The organism is Pseudomonas sp. CCI4.2 (genome assembly GCF_034350045.1).
Classification (GTDB): Bacteria; Pseudomonadota; Gammaproteobacteria; order Pseudomonadales; family Pseudomonadaceae; genus Aquipseudomonas.
On record NZ_CP133781.1, the window covers coordinates 641,814 to 658,768 of the forward strand.

Below are 16,955 nucleotides of genomic sequence, written 5' to 3' on the forward strand. Positions count from 1 at the left end.
CAAAAATTCCATGACCGCTCTCACACTTAAAAACATCGCTTGGTCGTCCCAGGGCCATCAGCCGTTCGAACTGCGGGGGATAGAGCTGAAGGTGGCAGCCGGGGAGTTTGTGGGTTTGATCGGGCCTAACGGCAGCGGCAAGACCAGCTTGTTGCGCTGCGCCTATCGCTTCAGTCGCCCGACCATAGGGGACGTGCTGCTAGACCAGGCGGATGTCTGGCGACAGTCACCACGCTGGTGCGCCCAGCGAATGGCGGTGGTGTTGCAGGATTTTCCCGACGCCTTTGGCCTGACCGTTGCTGATGTGGTCGCCATGGGCCGCACGCCGCACAAAAGTATGTTCGAGGCCGATACCGCGCTGGACCGGCAGATCACCCAGCAAGCGCTGTTGTCGGTGGGCATGCACGGTTTCGAGCACCAGGCATTCGCCACGCTATCCGGCGGTGAGAAACAGCGCGTGGTTCTCGCCCGCGCCTTAGCGCAACAACCCACCGTATTGATGCTCGACGAACCGACTAACCACCTTGACCCACGCTTTCAAATCGAACTGTTGCAACTGATCAAACGCTTGAGTATCGGGGTGTTGGCCAGCCTCCATGACCTCAACCTTGCCGCCGCGTTTTGTGATCGGCTGTACGTCATCAATCACGGGTGCATCGTCACCAGCGGCACGCCTGCTGAAGTACTCACCGTTGCATTGCTGCGCGACGTGTTCGGCGTCGAGGCGCTGGTCGACACCCACCCGTTGTCCGATCACCCACGAATTACCTGGATTACTCACCCATGAAGTTGTTTTCTTTTCGGCCTATCAGCCTGGTCTTGGCGCTGCTCTCGACTATCACCCAGGCTTCGGCCGACACCACCCGTTACCCGCTAACGATTCAAAGCTGCAACCGCGCAGTGACCTTCGATAAAGCACCGCAGCACGCACTTAGCCATGACATCAACATGACCCAGATGATGCTTGCCCTTGGCTTGAAATCGAGCATGGTCGGCTACAGCGGCATCACCGGGTGGAAAACGGTGACGCCGTCGATGGCAAAAATACTCGACGGCCTGCCAGAGCTTGCAAGCAAATACCCGTCGGTGGAAACCCTGCTCAACGCCAACGTCGACTTCTTTTTTGCCGGTTGGGATTACGGCATGCGGGTCGGCGGCGACCTCACCCCACAGACCCTCGCCCCACTGGGCATCAAGGTGTATGAGCTGACCGAATCCTGCGCGTTTGTGATGAAACGCCCAGCGGCGAGTCTTGACGACATGTACAACGACCTGCGCAATCTCGGGCGAATTTTCGATGTACAGGATCGCGCCAATCAGTTGATTGCGCAGATGCAGCAACGGGTCGCGAAGCTCAACGCGAGCTTGCCCAGCGACCGACCACGGGTATTTCTCTACGACAGTGGCGAGGACCGGGCCATGACCTCGGGGCGTCTGGCAATGCCCCAAGCACTCATCGAGGCGGCGGGCGGACGCAACGTCCTCGACGACATCGACGCCAGTTGGACGCGGGTCAACTGGGAGAGCGTGGTAGAGCGCAATCCTGAAGTCATCGTTATCGTCGATTACGGCGACGTCACCGCCGAACAGAAAGAACGTTTCCTGCTAAACAACCCTGCGCTGCAATCCATCGACGCGATCCGCAACAAACGCTTTATCGTGATCCCGTACGTCGCAGCTACGCCGGGGATCGACAATATTGAGGCGGTTGAAACCTTGGCCGCAGGCTTTCATGGCAAGCCGCTGTGAACCGAGAGCACTCCTATAACCTGCTGATGCTGGGCCTGAGCGCCGTGCTGTTGGCCTCCTGCGTGTTGTCGCTGGGATTTGGTGCGGCACCCGTGCCGGCGCAGATTGTCTGGCAAATCCTCCTGCACAAGCTGTTCGGTTTGGGCCCCGAGATACCGAGTTGGAGTGCGGGCCAAGAGCACATCGTTTGGCTGATTCGGGTGCCGAGAATGTTACTCGGCGCAGTGGTCGGCGCGGGGTTGGCGTTGACCGGCGCGGTGCTGCAAGCGGTGACCCGCAATCCGCTGGCCGACCCGCATTTATTGGGTGTGACGTCAGGCGCGACACTGGGCGCGGTGATTGTGGTGTTGCATGTCGGCGAGGTCATCGGCCTGATGACCTTGCCCCTCGCAGCGTTCATTGGTGCGTTGTGCAGCATGGTGATGGTCCTCGCCATCGCCAACCGCCACGGCCGTCTCGACAGTGACCGCCTGCTGTTATGCGGCATCGCCGTCTCGTTCGTAATGATGGCATTGGCCAATTTGCTGTTGTTTATGGGCGACCATCGCGCCAGTTCGGCGGTGATGTTCTGGATGCTGGGCGGTTTGGGTCTGGCGCGCTGGCAACTGCTTGGCATTCCGGCGCTGAGCGTGCTGATCGGGCTGGGCTTGTTGTTGAGCATGGCCAGGGCGCTGAACGCTTTGATGGCAGGCGAACAAACCGCTGTCACGTTGGGGCTGAACGCACGCAACGTGCGAATAAAAGTCTTTTTGATTGCATCACTGATGACAGGCGTCATGGTCTCAATCAGCGGCTCAATTGGGTTCGTCGGCCTGATGGTGCCGCACGTAGCCCGCCGTCTGGTGGGCGCCGAGCACCGTCGGCTGCTTCCAGCCTGCGTGTTGATGGGCAGCATTTTCCTGGTCTGGGTCGATGTTGCCGCACGCACGTTGATTGCGCCGGAAGACCTGCCCATCGGCGTTGCCACCGCGGCCATCGGTGGTTTGTTTTTTATTGGGCTCATGCGCAAGCGCTAAGTCTTCGGACCGATCCTACCTTCGAAACTCAAAAATCGACCAGCTGAATATCCATCGACCGACAGACACGGGCTATTAGCAGTGACTTCATGGCTGGGTGCCCTCGCGTAATTGCAACGAGGGCATTTCCATTTTAATCACCATGAAAAACGACCATGACCATTCAATTAACACCTGCAGTCGCAGCTGGGTTAGCCCCGAAAATCCCAACGACAAAACTACCCACGGTATTTCCGCCTAGTTTCCTCGATACGGTTGAGCTTGAATTTCATAAAATGCTCGACCGCGACCATCCCACTTTGAACATCAACTTTAATACTACTTGGCTGAGTCTGTTCGAGTACAAGGCGCGCAAGATACCGCCGTTCACTAACTTCCCGACGCGACGCCCAACGCTGCCGACTCAATGGATTCGCAAAGTTACCCAGTCCCTGAGCTTGCGCGACAGCCTGATCGATTTTTTCCTGGGATCGCTGGTGCTGAAAGAAGACAGTGCGGGATTGTTTGTTGCCGCGAATTCGGTAGCTCCAGCACATGAAGTAACCGCATTGAACTTTCAGCAACTTCACGCCCTCTACGCGGAACTTGCCACGACGCTGGCTGACGCCTACGACCAAAGCCTGCTGAGTTATTGGGGGGTCATCGAGAGCGCGGGTAAAACCCGTACGTCACTATTCATGGACGAACGCGCACGGGCATTGCGAATGTTAGCCCAAGCAGGCATGGATCAAAAAAACCTCACCGCTCAGCAGGGTTCCATGCTCGATGAGATGCTTCAGTACAGCCAAACATACAGTCCAGCGGCTATAAAACAACATGGCGTTTTTAGCTTGGCCTTAGCCGGCGATGACTACCCTCAGCTTAACTTCGCAGGTGTGTTCGTCATCAGCCACGCCTGCACGCCCTCCGCCTCGCTAACTGAAACGGTGCAATCGGGGCCGGTGTTGCTCTACTCACCGAATAATGGCCTGGAGGGATTTGATTCGTTTCTGTTGTTGGCTGAATCGTTATCGAAACGCATGGCAGATCCGGTGCAACGAAAATGGTTTCTGGAAAATGCACCTCTTGAGTCGGCCGCTGCTGTAGCGTCGACCAACCAAACAAACACTACCGCTCATGACTGGGGCTTTGCACCGATTGAAGGTGATTTTTTAAGTGTTCAGTTTTTGGCTCAAATTGCCAAACAACAAGCCGACTTTGCTCATTGCGTCAAAACATCCAGAGCTCAAGGGCTTAAATCCAGTGCCTTTCTTGAAGCCCTGTCAAAGTCACTGGACCCTCGCTACCAGTTCGATAATTATTTGAACCTGGACTGGAACGACAGGTACATCCTTCACACCTCGATGCCCAACTGGTGGCAGGCCATGAGTGTCGAGAAAAAAGACCTGTGGCTCATTTCGGCAAAAAGTCTTGCTCACACCATTGTCGAAATCAATCAGTTGACGGTAGACAAACTGATCAACCCGTTACTCCAAGACCAGACGCTCGCCGGTGATTACCTCGCTACCGTGATTCAGGAAGCATTGACCCAAAAGCACTCATCGCTCAGCGCTGATGAGATCACGATCGATGTCACGTACACCCCTCCGTTACTGCCGCCATTCGCTCCAGGTCTGGCATTGCCGCCGTCCGCGAAAAACAACGTTTACACGCGCTATTCACTTCAGTCGTTAGCCGCCGAAAAGCCCAGCACACTCAAGCTCTCTAGCGCCCACAGCATCGTCGTGACCGATAAAAACAAGGCGCGTATCGACCATATAGATGAGCCTTTTGTACGCGGGCTAATGGCTCGAATCGATAACAGCGCCACCATCGACTCATTCCTGGCAACGCGGCTTAAGACCTCTGAGTATGCGACGTCGCTGCATGACCTGGCGCTACGGCTAAGCCGGACACAACTGCAACTGGGCCTGCTTAGCCTCGGTGAAGCCATACCCACGCTTTGCCAGAACTGGATCAAAGCCGTGGTGAATGCCCCGCAGGCAACGGCTGACCGGCAAGTAAAGAACAAAAAAATCTTGGTGAAATTTTTGTCGATCTACGGTGTACCGCTGTCGAACGTTCTTAAAATAGGCCCCCAGGTCGACGGCGATGAAGGTGTGGTGTTCTGCACCTTAAATGCTCCCGATGGCATCGTTTTTCGATGGTTCGCTGGTATGGACGCGGCCAAAACCCTGTTCCTGACAAACCCTGATTTTGCCCATTATCTGTTGATTCAAATTCCGGCGGACAAGAGGCCGCTCGCAGCCAAAGGCCTTAAATTGGATCAATGGCTAAACCACCGCCACCTTCCAGATGTATTCGAGCTGTTTCCTTCGCCAGTTCCACTGCCGGGCGTGATTTGGGACCCGGTCAGTTTCGTCGATCAAACCCGGGACTTCCTCGACGAAAGCCATGGCATCAAAATCCAATATTTGCTCAACGATGCAACCACTAACCTGCTAAATGCTCGCGAACTCAAAAGCGATGAGCACCACACCAGCTTGCACTTGGCAATCAGCATATTTTTGCTCTTCTTGCCGCCACCGACTTCTATCCCGGTAGCATTAGGCTTGGCGCTGTATAACGCCTGGAACGGATTCAGATACGTGGAACAACATGACTACGCGGGCGCCGCCAAAGAGCTTCTGCTTGCCCTCGACTATCTGGTATCGGCCGGTGTCAGCAAACTGGCCCTTGCTCGCGGCGCCACACTTCCGATCAAACTATTTCGATCCAACCCTCGGCCGCTCACGCGCCGCATCGGCGGCGACGGTGATGTGCACATCAGCATTCTGTCAGGGACCAGTACGATTACAGCGTCGGGGTATGAGGAAACGGACATCGTGTTCGACGCACTCAGGTACCACCGCATCGAAATCGACAAGGAAGTATTTTACATCCGTTCCAACGCCAACTTGTTCGGCCATATGACCCTCTACCGGCGCTACCCTGAAGATGCACGGGAGCTGATACAGCGTGGGGAGTTCGCGCTATTAGGCAACGATGGCCAATGGGTCAAGGCCCCTTATCAAGTTCAAGGCGTCAGCCCGAAAATCTATGAACAGGCCCGTGTCGAGCTGGGGCAATTGACCACTGAGTGGCCAAAGTCCGTTGATGCGTTAACCACCGCGCAACGGCAGCGCTTTGAGTCCGACTATCTGTCGCTGGCCACTTCCAATGCGTACTCATTTCCCGAGGTCTTGGCGTACTGCGAAGGCGGCTCTGCCGAAATTAACGACGCATTAAGGGCCGGCATTGAAACAGAGGAAACCCTCGCGTTCAGGCAAGAGTTTTATCAGCTCCATGAGTATCACGGACTCGCTTACCGCGCCGCGTATGTCACAACGCTTGGCCTTGAGCAGCTTCAAGGTAAAGTGGGAATCATTTTCGCTGATAAAGGCATTCAATCCGCGTCTGTTAGCCCGCTGAATGCGCTGCGATGGGCGGCAGATGATTATGTTCGCCAAAGTGCAGGCCCGGGTACCCACTCGATTTTTCTGATTTTCGACAGCTCGGTGCCGAAGAAAAATATGTTCACCGAATTCTTGGGTGACCACGTCGGCATTGCGCCGGATACGCCGCTCCAACTGATGGCGTTCAAGCACATCGACAACGTGAATTACGCGTACTTCTCCGCACCAGAACAGGTCCCCAACGGCTACTTCGACATCTTTACCGGCCAGCAGGTGCCGCTCAGGTAGGTAACCGGCCAAGCGCACCATATCTGCGCAGCGTCGCGCACCACCCCCTGAATTGAGTTCCACGGCGGTGCGCGGCGATTGGCAAGTACGACAATTTCGTACCATTTCGCGACCCTTACAGATTTGGCCCAGCCTTTGCTAAAGATCTTTCAGACACTCGGTCGAACTCACCGAACCCGCCCTCTGAAAAATCCAATAATGGAGATCGCCAAATGAAGCGTCGCAGTCTGATCAAAGCGTTCACATTGTCTGCCTCGATTGCCGCTATGGGCATGAGCTGGACCATCCAGGCCGCCGAGACCATCAAGGTCGGCATTCTGCATTCGTTGTCCGGGACCATGGCGATTTCGGAGACGTCCCTCAAAGACATGGCGTTGATGACCATCGACGAAATCAACGCCAAAGGCGGTGTCAACGGCAAGATGCTCGAAGCAGTGGTAGTCGACCCGGCTTCCAACTGGCCGCTGTTCGCTGAAAAAGGCCGTCAGTTGCTTACCCAGGACAAAGTGGCTGTTGTCTTCGGTTGCTGGACCTCGGTGTCGCGTAAGTCAGTATTGCCAGTGTTCGAAGAACTCAATGGCTTGCTGTTTTACCCCGTGCAGTACGAAGGCGAAGAGATGTCGCCAAACGTGTTCTACACCGGCGCAGCGCCTAACCAGCAGGCCATTCCTGCGGTTGAATACCTGATGAGCGAAGAAGGCGGCAGCGCCAAGCGTTTCTTCCTGCTGGGTACCGACTACGTTTACCCGCGCACCACCAACAAAATCCTGCGTTCGTTCCTCAAGTCCAAAGGTGTTGCTGACAAGGACATCGAAGAGGTCTACACCCCGTTCGGTCATAGCGATTACCAGACCATCGTCTCGAACATCAAGAAGTTCTCTGCCGGTGGCAAGACCGCTGTTATTTCCACCGTCAACGGCGACTCCAACGTACCGTTCTACAAAGAACTCGCCAACCAGGGCCTGAAAGCCACCGACGTACCGGTTGTAGCGTTCTCGGTCGGCGAAGAAGAACTGCGCGGCATCGACACCAAGCCACTGGTCGGCAACCTGGCGGCCTGGAACTACTTCCAGTCGGTACAGAACCCGGTTAACACCAAGTTCGTCGCGGACTGGAAAGCGTATGCCAAGAAGCACAACTTGCCGGGCGCTGACAAAGCAGTGACCAACGACCCAATGGAAGCCACCTACGTCGGCATCCACATGTGGGCCCAGGCTGCTGAAAAAGCCAAGTCGGTTGATGTCGACAAAGTTCGCGAAGCCATGGCCGGCCAGACTTTCAACGCGCCATCGGGCTTTGTTCTGACCATGGACAAAACCAACCATCACCTGCACAAGCCAGTGATGATCGGCGAAATTCAGGCCGACGGTCAGTTCAGCGTTGTGTGGCAGACCAAAGAGCCCATCCGCGCTCAGCCTTGGAGCCCGTACATTCCTGGCAACGACAAAAAGCCGGATTATGCGGTGAAGAGCAACTAAGTAAGACTGATCAGCCGTTTGTGACTGATCTATTGCCTTCGCAGGCAAGCCTGCTCCCACAGGTGGTGCTTTCAACTGTGGGAGCAGGCTTGCCTGCGAATGGACCTCCAGTCCGCGCAAGGCTTAAAGATATGACAAATGCCCTGTACCGCTTCATGTTCGCCCTGGCCCTGCTGCTGCCGTTTACAGCCCACGCCAGCGATGCCACTGACTTCGTTGCAGCAAGCCCGGTGCAACAAGCCAAACTGCTGGAAGCTTGGGCTGCTCAGCCTGATCCGGCACGCGTCGAGTTGATCAGTGCCTTGGAACAAGGCCAGCTAACAATCGACGGCCAACCCCAAGTGCTGCACCTGAACAACCGCCTGCGCGGTTTGATTGATACCGCACTGGCCAGTCATCAATTGCTCGCCTCCGACGCCAAACTGCGTCTGGGCGCCGCGCAACAGCTACAAAAAAACGCCAAACCGGCGCAACTCGATTTCCTCAACCATCAACTCACTGCCGAAACCAATGCCGAGGTGCGCACCGCGTTGACCTTGGCCCTGGCCAATTTACAGTTGGTGGACACCAACCCCTCCGTGAGACTTGCCGCCGTTCGTCTACTCGGTGAAACCGGTGACCCGCTGGCCCGCACCCGCCTCGAAACCCTGCTCGACCCTGCAGTCGAAACCGACGCTGGCGTGCGCACCGCGGCCGAAACCAGCCTGGCGCAGGTCAAACGCAAACTGATGGTCGGCGAGGTCCTCGGCGAGGCTTTCAGCGGTCTGTCTTTGGGATCAATTTTATTACTGGCAGCGTTGGGCTTGGCGATCACCTTCGGCTTGCTGGGCGTGATCAACATGGCCCACGGCGAAATGCTGATGCTGGGCGCCTATTCCACCTACGTTGTGCAATTGATGTATCAGCGCTACGCACCCGGTGCCATTGAGTTCTACCCGCTCGTGGCGCTGCCAGTGGCGTTCTTCGTCACTGCATTGATCGGCATGCTTTTGGAGCGCACGGTAATTCGCCATTTGTATGGCCGCCCGCTGGAAACCCTGCTCGCCACCTGGGGTATCAGCCTGATGCTGATTCAACTGGTGCGCCTGGTGTTCGGTGCGCAGAACGTCGAAGTCGCCAACCCACAATGGTTGTCTGGCGGCATTCAAGTGCTACCGAATCTGGTGCTGCCGTACAACCGCATCGTGATCATCGCCTTCGCCTTGTTCGTGGTTGTGCTGACGTGGCTGCTGCTGAACAAGACTCGCCTGGGCCTTAACGTGCGAGCTGTCACTCAGAATCGCAACATGGCCGCCTGCTGCGGCGTGCCCACCGGTCGAATCGACATGATGGCCTTCGGGTTGGGCTCGGGCATCGCCGGATTGGGTGGGGTTGCGCTGAGTCAGATCGGCAACGTCGGCCCGGACCTCGGCCAGAGCTACATCATTGATTCGTTCCTCGTGGTGGTACTCGGCGGCGTTGGCCAGTTGGCGGGCAGCGTGATGGCGGCTTTCGGCCTCGGCATCGCCAACAAAATCCTCGAACCGCAAATTGGCGCCGTGCTCGGCAAGATCCTGATTCTGGCGCTGATCATTCTGTTTATTCAAAAACGTCCGCAAGGGCTCTTCGCACTCAAAGGGCGGGTAATTGACTGATGAACCAGCCTCTTTTAGTGACCGCCGCAGGCAAAGCCGGCGCAAAAATCACCTTGGCGATCGGCGTAGTGATTGTAGTGCTGTTGATCGCACTGGCGCTGCTGTCGTTGCTGCCGCCAGAAAACAGTCTGCAAGTGTCGGCCTACACCTTGACCCTTGTCGGCAAGATCCTCTGTTACGCCATCGTCGCGTTGGCGCTGGACCTTGTATGGGGCTACGCCGGGCTGCTGTCGCTGGGCCACGGTTTGTTCTTCGCCCTTGGCGGTTATGCCATGGGCATGTACCTGATGCGTGAAAGCTCGGGCGATGAATTGCCGGCGTTCATGACGTTCCTGTCGTGGACCGAGTTGCCGTGGTACTGGACCGGGACCAATCACTTTCTCTGGGCGATGTGCCTGGTCGTTTTGGCGCCGGGCTTGTTGGCATTGGTCTTCGGCTTCTTCGCCTTCCGCTCGCGGATCAAAGGCGTGTACTTTTCGATCATGACCCAAGCCCTGACCTTCGCCGGAATGCTGCTGTTCTTTCGCAACGAAACCGGGTTTGGCGGCAACAACGGCTTCACCAACTTCCGCAGCATTCTAGGATTCAGCATTACCTCCCAAGGCACACGGGCTACGCTGTTTTTGCTTACCGTGGCGTTGTTATTGGGTTGTCTGTTCGTCGGCTGGCGCCTGGCGCGGAGCAAGTTTGGCCGGGTACTGACGGCGCTGCGTGACGCCGAAAATCGTCTGATGTTTTGCGGCTACGACCCACGCGGCTTCAAGTTGTTCGTCTGGGTATTGAGCGCAGTGATGTGTGGCTTGGCCGGAGCGCTGTACGTGCCGCAAGTCGGCATCATCAACCCCAGCGAAATGTCGCCGACCAACTCCATCGAAGCGGCGGTATGGGTAGCGCTCGGCGGACGGGGCACCTTAATTGGCCCGTTGTTGGGCGCCGGGGTGGTCAACGGCATGAAGAGTTGGTTCACCGTGGCGTTCCCGGAGTACTGGCTATTTTTCCTCGGCGCACTGTTCATCATCGTGACCTTGTACCTGCCTAAAGGCGTGATTGGCCTGCTGAAAAAGAAGGGTGATCAATGAAAACCACTCCGACCCCAGCCTTCATGCTCGAACCGATCCTGGCCCCCAATTCAGACGCCGGTACTAGCCGCGATGCCATTGGCTTCGGGCAAATGACCGGCGCGGGTCTAAACACCCGACACGGCACCATTCTTACCCTGGAAGACATCAGCGTCAGTTTCGATGGCTTCAAAGCCCTGAACAATCTGAACCTGTACATCGGCGTGGGCGAATTGCGCTGCATCATCGGCCCTAACGGCGCGGGTAAAACCACGCTGATGGACGTGATCACCGGCAAGACGCGGCCCAGCCACGGCAAAGCCTGGTTCGGTGAAACCCTGGACCTGACGCTGATGAGCGAAGTACAAATCGCCCAAGCCGGTATCGGTCGCAAGTTTCAGAAGCCTACCGTGTTCGAAGCCTTGAGCGTGTTCGAGAACCTTGAACTGGCGCAGAAAACTGACAAGTCCGTCTGGGCCAGCCTGCGCGCACGGTTGACTGGCGAGCAGCAAGACAGCATCCATCAGGTACTTGAAACCATTCGCCTGACAGGCTCGATGCACCGGCCTGCGGGGCTGCTGTCCCACGGGCAAAAACAGTTTCTGGAAATCGGCATGCTGCTGGTTCAAGACCCGCAACTGCTGCTGCTCGACGAACCTGTGGCGGGCATGACCGACGCCGAAACCGAATTCACCGCCGAGCTGTTCAAAAGCCTGGCGGGCAAACATTCGTTGATGGTGGTGGAACACGACATGGGCTTCGTCGGCTCCATCGCCGACCACGTAACCGTTCTGCACCAAGGCAGCGTATTGGCCGAAGGCTCGCTGGAAGACGTGCAGGCCGACGAGCGGGTGATTGAGGTTTATTTAGGGCGCTAGACCGCGTTGCACCCTTCGCAGGCAAGCCTGCTCCCACAGAGAAGCGCGATCACCTGTGGGAGAAGGCTTGCCTGCGAAGAGGCCGGTCCAGACAACATCGATTAATGAGAGGCAAACCATGCTCCAAGTCGAAAAGCTCCATCAGTATTACGGCGGTAGTCACATTCTTCGCGGCCTGTCTTTCGAGGTGAACATCGGCGAAGTGACGTGCTTGCTCGGGCGAAATGGCGTGGGTAAAACCACGTTGCTCAAAGTCTTGATGGGCCTGCTGCCGTCCAAAGAAGGCGCGGTGCAGTGGGAAGGCAAAACCATTACTGGGTTCAAGCCGCATCAGCGCGTACAGGCTGGCATCGCGTATGTACCACAAGGTCGTGAAATCTTCGGCCGCCTGACGGTGGAAGAAAATCTGTTGATGGGCCTGTCGCGCTTCCCTGGCTGCGAAGCAAAAGAAGTCCCAGCGTTTATCTACGAGTTGTTCCCGGTGTTGCTGCAAATGAAGCAGCGACGCGGCGGCGATTTGTCTGGCGGCCAGCAACAACAATTGGCCATCGGACGCGCGCTGGCGAGCCGCCCTCGCCTGCTGATTCTCGATGAACCCACTGAAGGCATCCAACCCTCGGTGATTAAGGAAATCGGCGCAGTGATCAAGAAGCTCGCAGCGCAAGGCGACATGGCGATTCTGTTGGTCGAGCAGTTTTATGATTTTGCCGCTGAGCTGGCGGATCATTACCTAGTGATGTCCCGTGGCGAGATCGTCCAGCAAGGCCGTGGCGAAGACATGGAAGCGCAAGGGGTGCGTGGTCTGGTTACAATTTGATGCGCTAATCCGCTAAGGTGCGACCTTCACAAAAATGACGCAACCATGAACCTTCCTGCCCACACCGCGCTGTTCACCCCCAGCTGGCATGCCGAGCTGGAGTTGGGCTATGGCCGTTTCGGTGACAGCACGCGTCCGACGTTGCGCCGCCATCAAGGCCCGCTGCGGGTGCAAAAGCATCTGTATGCCGAAGGCCCTGAGGTGTGTCAGCACATCATCGTTCACCCGCCGGGCGGAATCGCGGGGGGTGATCGGCTCGATATTTCGGTGAATGTCGGCGCCGATGCCTGGGCGCAATTGACCAGCCCCGGCGCGGCCAAATGGTACCGTGCAGCTGGCCCGGCTTTTCAGCAACTGGAGCTGAGGGTCGAAGCTGGCGCCACGCTGGAATGGCTGCCGCAAGAAACCATCGTCTTCAGCGCCGCCCAGGCAGAACTCGCTACCCACATTGAGCTGCAGGGCGATGCCCGCGTGTTGTACTGGGACGTGGTCGCCTTGGGGCGCCCAGCCTGTGGCGAGCGTTTTGATCTGGGGCATTTTCAATCCCAGGTGGAAATCCGCCGCGACGGACGTTTGTTATGGCATGAACGCCAGCGTGTCATCGGCAATGATGGCTTGCTGGACTCGCCCATTGGCCTAGGCGGCAAACCTGTATTCGCTACGCTGTTAGTGACCGGCGAGGCCAGCGGCGACTTGCTGGAAGCCTGCCGTAACTTGGCTGAGGAGCTGCCGGTTCGCGGCGATCTCACACAACTACCAGGCCTGGTGGTCGCCCGCTGCCTGGCCGACGAAGCCCTACATGCCCGCGCTTGGCTGATTGGATTATGGAAGCTGCTGCGCCCTGAATTGTTGGGGCGTGAAGCGGTTGCGCCGAGAATATGGAGTACCTGATGCACCGCGTCGCGACATCACACCTCACCTGTGGGACCTAATTCATTCGGGAAGCGGCCGGCGCGGTTTGTCTGAAACACCGCGTTGCGACATTCGCGAATGAATTCGCTCCCACAGGGGATCGCGCCCCTCAATTGATATGACACGGAACCGAACATGGACCTGACTCCCCGCGAAAAAGACAAGCTGCTGATCTTCACTGCCGGGCTGGTGGCCGAGCGGCGCCTGGCTCGGGGCGTGAAGCTGAACTACCCAGAAGCCATGGCTTACATTGCCGCCGCGTTATTGGAAGGCGCCCGCGATGGCCGGACGGTTGCCGAACTGATGCACTTGGGAACCACCTTGCTGACCCGTGAGCAGGTGATGGAAGGTATCCCGGAAATGATCCCGGATATTCAGGTTGAAGCCACATTTCCAGACGGGACCAAACTGGTCACCGTGCACCAACCGATTGCCTGATTTCAACACGCGAGTTTTTCAATGACATACCTTATTCGTGACGCACTGGAAGCCGACCTTGTAGGCATCCTCGACATCTACAACGACGCGGTGCTTAACACCACCGCCATCTGGAATGAACAGGCCGTCGAGCTGGACAACCGCAAAGCCTGGTTTGACGCTCGGCAGGTTCAGGGATATCCGATTCTGGTGATCGTCGATGCTGGCAGCGAAGTGCTCGGCTACGCTTCATTTGGCGACTGGCGCCCCTTCGATGGTTTTCGTCATACCGTCGAACACTCGGTCTATGTCCGCGCCGACCAACGAGGCAATGGCTTGGGACCGCAACTGATGCACGCCTTGATCGAACGTGCCCGGCGCTGCGACAAGCACATCATGGTCGCGGCCATAGAAAGTGGAAACGCTGCATCCGTGGCCCTGCATGAACGCCTCGGTTTTGCGATCACCGGTCAAATGGCCCAAGTCGGCACCAAGTTCGGTCGCTGGCTGGACCTGACCTTCATGCAACTGAACCTGACACCCGACGCCGCGCCTTCAGCGCCTCGCTCGAAGCCCTTATAAGAAAGGAGATCCGCCCCATGAACGCCGCCCAGTTACGTCGCGTTAACGCCGAAAGCCTTCCCCACTATCGCCAAGGTCTGGTTGATCTGTTACTGGACGCCGTCAAGCAAGGTGCATCAGTGGGTTTCATGGCCAACCTGAACACTGCGCAGGCGCTGGAGTATTTCGACGGCGTACGCGCAGAGCTGGAAAAGGGCGAGCGACTATTGTGGGTGGTGGTTCAAGAGGAACAAGTATTGGCCAGCGTGCAGTTGTCTTTGTGCCAAAAACCCAACGGTTCGAACCGCGCCGAGGTGCAAAAACTGCTGGTGTTGAAACCCGCGCAACGGCGGGGCCTGGGCGGGCAATTGATCAACGCGCTGGAACAGGCCGCGCAACAACACAAGCGCGGGTTGCTGTACCTGGACACCGAGGCCGACTCGCCCGCCGAAACGTTCTACCGCTCGGCGGGTTATATCAACGTCGGGAAATTGCCTGACTACGCCTGCAACCCCGACGGCGAATACAAACCGACCGCTATCTATTACAAAACCTTGTCGAGGAAGACCGTATGATCCCTGGCGAATATCAGATCCAGCCCGGCGACATCGAACTCAATGTCGGCCGCCGCACGATCAGCCTGAACGTTGCCAACAGCGGTGATCGCCCGATCCAGGTCGGGTCGCATTTTCATTTTTTCGAAACCAACGACGCCCTGGCCTTCGACCGCACCGCCAGCCGCGGCATGCGCCTGAACATCCCCGCAGGCACCGCCGTGCGCTTCGAGCCCGGTCAGTCGCGGGACGTGGAGTTGGTCGATTTGGCCGGGCATCGCCGGGTGTTTGGGTTTGCGGGACGGGTGATGGGCGAGTTGGATTGAAGTCCAGCGTACGCAATAAATAGTTTCGCCGCGCACGACGTTTCGCCAACAAGTTGGCACCGCCATTGATGATTTAAGGATCGCCCATGAAGATCTCCAGACACGCCTACGCCGACATGTTCGGCCCTACCGTCGGCGACCGCGTGCGGTTGGCCGACACTGAGCTGTGGATTGAGGTCGAGCAAGACTTCACGGTCTATGGCGAAGAAGTGAAGTTCGGCGGCGGCAAGGTTATTCGCGACGGCATGGGCCAAGGCCAACTGATGGCCGCCGAGGTGGTCGACACGCTGATCACCAACGCGCTGATCATCGATCACTGGGGCATCGTCAAAGCCGATGTCGGCCTGAAAAATGGCCGCATCGCTGCCATCGGCAAAGCCGGCAATCCAGACATCCAGCCCGGGGTGACCATCGCCATTGGCGCGGCCACCGAAGTCATCGCTGGCGAAGGCATGATCCTTACCGCTGGCGGTGTCGATACCCACATTCACTTCATCTGCCCGCAGCAGATCGAAGAAGCGCTGATGAGCGGCGTCACCACCATGATCGGTGGCGGCACGGGTCCGGCCACGGGCACTAATGCGACCACGGTAACGCCGGGCCCTTGGCATCTGGCGCGCATGCTTCAAGCCGCCGACGCGTTCCCCATGAACATCGGCTTCACCGGCAAAGGCAACGTCAGCCTGCCGGGACCGCTGATTGAACAGGTCAAGGCCGGCGCCATTGGTTTGAAGTTGCACGAAGATTGGGGCACCACCCCCGCCGCCATCGACAACTGCCTGAACGTGGCCGATCAATACGATGTGCAGGTAGCGATCCACACCGACACCCTGAACGAGTCCGGCTTCGTCGAAACCACCTTGGCCGCGTTCAAGGGTCGTACGATTCACACGTATCACACCGAAGGCGCGGGTGGCGGGCATGCCCCGGACATCATCAAGGCCTGCGGCTTGCCCAACGTGCTGCCCAGCTCAACGAATCCGACGCGACCGTTCACCCGCAACACCATCGACGAACATTTGGACATGTTGATGGTTTGCCATCACCTGGACCCGAGCATTGCCGAAGACGTGGCGTTTGCCGAAAGCCGTATCCGCCGCGAGACCATCGCCGCCGAAGACATCCTGCACGACCTCGGCGCGTTTTCGATGATCAGCTCCGACAGCCAGGCCATGGGCCGGGTCGGCGAAGTGATCATGCGCACCTGGCAAACCGCCGACAAAATGAAAAAACAGCGCGGTCAGTTGCCCGAAGACGGCCCCGGCAACGATAACTTCCGCGCCAAACGCTACATCGCCAAGTACACCATCAACCCCGCCATCACTCACGGCATCAGCCATGAAGTGGGTTCTATTGAAGTGGGCAAGTGGGCCGACCTGGTGCTGTGGCGCCCGGCGTTTTTCGGGGTCAAACCGAGCCTGATCCTCAAAGGCGGCGCCATCGCCGCCAGCTTGATGGGCGACGCCAACGCGTCTATTCCCACCCCGCAACCGGTTCACTACCGCCCGATGTTCGCCAGCTACGGCGGCTCGCTGCACGCCACCAGCCTGACCTTCATCAGTCAGGCCGCCATGGACGCCGGTATCCCGGAATCCCTGGGCCTGAAAAAAACGATAAGCGTGGTGAAGGGCTGTCGCAACGTGCAGAAGTCGGACTTGATCCACAACGACTACCTGCCCAGCATTGACGTCGACCCACAGACTTACCAGGTTAAGGCCGACGGCGTGTTGTTGTGGTGCGAACCCGCCGAAGTGCTGCCCATGGCGCAGCGGTACTTTTTGTTCTGATCGCAGGGTAACGGTAGGAGCCAACGTGTGGCGAGGCGGTGTGTCAGGTACACCGCTTCGCCAACACGTTGGCGCCTACAGACGG

The 16,955-nt window shown here is 57.7% G+C and carries 15 protein-coding genes; all 15 read left to right on the forward strand.

All coding sequences use genetic code 11. The annotated features are described in order from the left end of the window. The first annotated feature begins 10 nt into the window (after positions 1 to 10). The 15 genes from RHM65_RS02880 to ureC all read left to right on the forward strand — a co-directional run bounded on the left by RHM65_RS02880 (position 11) and on the right by ureC (position 16,870). A complete protein-coding gene (locus tag RHM65_RS02880; protein WP_322167468.1) occupies positions 11 to 787 on the forward strand; it encodes an ABC transporter ATP-binding protein in 777 nt (258 codons plus the stop codon). Then, positions 784 to 1,749, forward strand: coding sequence for an ABC transporter substrate-binding protein (locus RHM65_RS02885; RefSeq protein ID WP_322167467.1), 966 nt, complete (start codon positions 784 to 786; stop codon positions 1,747 to 1,749). The genes RHM65_RS02880 and RHM65_RS02885 overlap by 4 nt, the downstream gene beginning before the upstream one ends. Positions 1,750 to 1,775: 26 nt before the next feature. Next, positions 1,776 to 2,765, forward strand: coding sequence for an iron ABC transporter permease (locus RHM65_RS02890; protein WP_322170690.1), 990 nt, complete (start codon positions 1,776 to 1,778; stop codon positions 2,763 to 2,765). Positions 2,766 to 2,920: 155 nt separating this feature from the next. Then, positions 2,921 to 6,448 carry a hypothetical protein gene (locus tag RHM65_RS02895; protein ID WP_322184225.1) on the forward strand — a complete coding sequence of 1,176 codons (3,528 nt, stop codon included), beginning with the start codon at positions 2,921 to 2,923 and terminating at the stop codon, positions 6,446 to 6,448. Between the two features lie 212 nt (positions 6,449 to 6,660). After that, positions 6,661 to 7,926, forward strand: coding sequence for an urea ABC transporter substrate-binding protein (urtA, locus tag RHM65_RS02900; protein WP_322167465.1), 1,266 nt, complete (start codon positions 6,661 to 6,663; stop codon positions 7,924 to 7,926). Between the two features lie 131 nt (positions 7,927 to 8,057). Then, positions 8,058 to 9,560, forward strand: coding sequence for an urea ABC transporter permease subunit UrtB (gene urtB / locus RHM65_RS02905; protein WP_322167464.1), 1,503 nt, complete (start codon positions 8,058 to 8,060; stop codon positions 9,558 to 9,560). After that, complete coding sequence (gene urtC / locus RHM65_RS02910) at positions 9,560 to 10,639, forward strand: urea ABC transporter permease subunit UrtC (RefSeq protein ID WP_322184227.1); 1,080 nt, start codon at positions 9,560 to 9,562, stop codon at positions 10,637 to 10,639. Before urtB ends, urtC begins: the two co-directional genes overlap by 1 nt. Further along, positions 10,636 to 11,496, forward strand: coding sequence for an urea ABC transporter ATP-binding protein UrtD (gene urtD / locus RHM65_RS02915; RefSeq protein WP_322167461.1), 861 nt, complete (start codon positions 10,636 to 10,638; stop codon positions 11,494 to 11,496). The genes urtC and urtD overlap by 4 nt, the downstream gene beginning before the upstream one ends. A gap of 118 nt (positions 11,497 to 11,614) precedes the next feature. Then, the gene (gene urtE, locus RHM65_RS02920) at positions 11,615 to 12,313 is read left to right on the forward strand and encodes an urea ABC transporter ATP-binding subunit UrtE (protein WP_322167460.1); all 699 of its coding nucleotides are present in this window, start codon (positions 11,615 to 11,617) and stop codon (positions 12,311 to 12,313) included. Between the two features lie 45 nt (positions 12,314 to 12,358). Further along, positions 12,359 to 13,204: an urease accessory protein UreD gene (locus RHM65_RS02925; protein WP_322167458.1), complete on the forward strand. Its 846-nt coding sequence runs from the start codon at positions 12,359 to 12,361 to the stop codon at positions 13,202 to 13,204. A 156-nt stretch (positions 13,205 to 13,360) separates the two neighbouring features. After that, positions 13,361 to 13,663 (forward strand): urease subunit gamma, encoded by a 303-nt coding sequence (locus RHM65_RS02930; RefSeq protein WP_322167456.1) that lies wholly within the window; start codon positions 13,361 to 13,363, stop codon positions 13,661 to 13,663. A gap of 21 nt (positions 13,664 to 13,684) precedes the next feature. After that, the gene (locus RHM65_RS02935) at positions 13,685 to 14,224 is read left to right on the forward strand and encodes an N-acetyltransferase family protein (protein WP_322167454.1); all 540 of its coding nucleotides are present in this window, start codon (positions 13,685 to 13,687) and stop codon (positions 14,222 to 14,224) included. 17 nt (positions 14,225 to 14,241) lie between these two features. Further along, the gene (locus tag RHM65_RS02940) at positions 14,242 to 14,778 is read left to right on the forward strand and encodes a GNAT family N-acetyltransferase (RefSeq protein ID WP_322167452.1); all 537 of its coding nucleotides are present in this window, start codon (positions 14,242 to 14,244) and stop codon (positions 14,776 to 14,778) included. After that, positions 14,775 to 15,083, forward strand: a complete 309-nt coding sequence (locus RHM65_RS02945; RefSeq protein WP_322167450.1) for an urease subunit beta — start codon at positions 14,775 to 14,777, stop codon at positions 15,081 to 15,083. Before RHM65_RS02940 ends, RHM65_RS02945 begins: the two co-directional genes overlap by 4 nt. A gap of 86 nt (positions 15,084 to 15,169) precedes the next feature. Next, a complete protein-coding gene (ureC, locus tag RHM65_RS02950; protein WP_322167448.1) occupies positions 15,170 to 16,870 on the forward strand; it encodes an urease subunit alpha in 1,701 nt (566 codons plus the stop codon). The last annotated feature ends 85 nt before the right edge of the window (positions 16,871 to 16,955 follow it).